The sequence below is a fragment of the Thalassotalea sp. PLHSN55 genome (assembly GCF_052030545.1).
In the GTDB taxonomy this organism is placed as follows: Bacteria; Pseudomonadota; Gammaproteobacteria; order Enterobacterales; family Alteromonadaceae; genus CANMXU01.
In genome coordinates, this window is sequence record NZ_JBPDIH010000028.1 from 1 (window position 1) to 2,133 (window position 2,133).

At 48.8% G+C, this 2,133-nt stretch carries 1 rRNA gene; it reads right to left on the reverse strand.

Going from position 1 to position 2,133, the window contains the following annotated elements:
• Nucleotides 1-2,121: ribosomal RNA gene (locus tag ACRRSQ_RS20555) — 23S ribosomal RNA — on the reverse strand; the annotation flags it as partial.
• Nucleotides 2,122-2,133 lie beyond the last annotated feature (12 nt).

A 2,133-nucleotide genomic window follows, 5' to 3' on the forward strand; every position in this document is an offset into this window, starting at 1 on the left:
AAGTTTCAAAGCCTCCCACCTATCCTACACATGTAGGAGCAATGTTCACTGTCAAGCTATAGTAAAGGTTCACGGGGTCTTTCCGTCTAGCCGCGGGTATACGGCATCTTAACCGCAATTTCAATTTCACTGAGTCTCGGGTGGAGACAGTGTGGCCATGATTACGCCATTCGTGCAGGTCGGAACTTACCCGACAAGGAATTTCGCTACCTTAGGACCGTTATAGTTACGGCCGCCGTTTACCGGGGCTTCGATCATGAGCTTCGCAGAGCTAACCCAATCAATTAACCTTCCGGCACCGGGCAGGCGTCACACCGTATACGTCATCTTTCGATTTTGCACAGTGCTGTGTTTTTAATAAACAGTTCCAGCCACCTGGTTACTTCGACTCTCCTGTGCTTACTGCGTAAAGCATTCACACTAGAGAGCGTACCTTCTCCCGAAGTTACGGTACTATTTTGCCTAGTTCCTTCACCCGAGTTCTCTCAAGCGCCTTAGTATTCTCTACCTAACCACCTGTGTCGGTTTGGGGTACGGTTCCTATATATCTGAAGCTTAGAAGCTTTTCCTGGAAGCATGGCATCAATGACTTCAATTCCGTAGAATCTCGTCTCGTATCTCAGTGTTAAGACAACCCGGATTTACCTAAGTCATCCACCTACATACTTTCACACGGACTACCAACGCCGTGCTCACCTAGCCTACTCCGTCCCTCCTTCGCAATATATAGAAGTACAGAAATATTAATCTGTTTCCCATCGACTACGCGTTTCCGCCTCGCCTTAGGGGCCGACTTACCCTGCCCTGATTAACATGGGACAGGAAACCTTGGTCTTTCGGCGGGGGAGTTTTTCACTCCCCTTATCGTTACTCATGTCAGCATTCGCACTTCTGATACCTCCAGCAAACCTTACAGTTCACCTTCAACGGCTTACAGAACGCTCCCCTACCACTCATCATAAGATGAATCCGCAGCTTCGGTGACTAGTTTAGCCCCGTTACATCTTCCGCGCAGACCGACTCGACTAGTGAGCTATTACGCTTTCTTTAAAGGATGGCTGCTTCTAAGCCAACCTCCTAGCTGTCTATGCCTTTCCACATCGTTTCCCACTTAACTAGTACTTTGGGACCTTAGCTGGCGGTCTGGGTTGTTTCCCTCTTCACAATGGACGTTAGCACCCACAGTGTGTCTCCCGGATATCACTCATCGGTATTCGGAGTTTGCAAAGGGTTGGTAAGTCGGGATGACCCCCTAGCCTTAACAGTGCTCTACCCCCGATGGTGTTCGTCCGAGGCTCTACCTAAATAGATTTCGGGGAGAACCAGCTATCTCCCGGCTTGATTAGCCTTTCACTCCGACCCACAAGTCATCACCGCATTTTTCAACATACGTGTGTTCGGTCCTCCAGTTGATGTTACTCAACCTTCAACCTGCCCATGGGTAGATCGCCGGGTTTCGGGTCTATACCCTGCAACTAAACGCGCAGTTAACACTCGCTTTCGCTACGGCTCCCCTAATCGGTTAACCTTGCTACAGAATATAAGTCGCTGACCCATTATACAAAAGGTACGCAGGCACCGGACTAAATCCGGCTTCCACTGCTTGTACGTATGCGGTTTCAGGTTCTATTTCACTCCCCTCACAGGGGTTCTTTTCGCCTTTCCCTCACGGTACTGGTTCACTATCGGTCAGTTAGGAGTATTTAGCCTTGGAGGATGGTCCCCCCATATTCAGACAAAGTTTCACGTGCTCCGTCCTACTCGATTTCATGATAAGGTCATTTTCGTGTACGGGGCTATCACCCTGTATCGCCAAGCTTTCCAGCTTGTTCCACTAACTTCCAAACCACTTAAGGGCTAATTCCCGTTCGCTCGCCGCTACTAAGGAAATCTCGGTTGATTTCTTTTCCTCGGGGTACTTAGATGTTTCAGTTCTCCCGGTTCGCCTCCTTGAGCTATGTATTCACTCAAGGATAGTGTCTTATGACACTGGGTTTCCCCATTCAGAAATCTCAGTCTATAACGGTTTTTATCACCTCAACTGAGCTTATCGCAGATTAACACGTCTTTCATCGCCTCTAACTGCCAAGGCATCCACCACATACGCTTAGTCACTTAACCATACAACCCCAA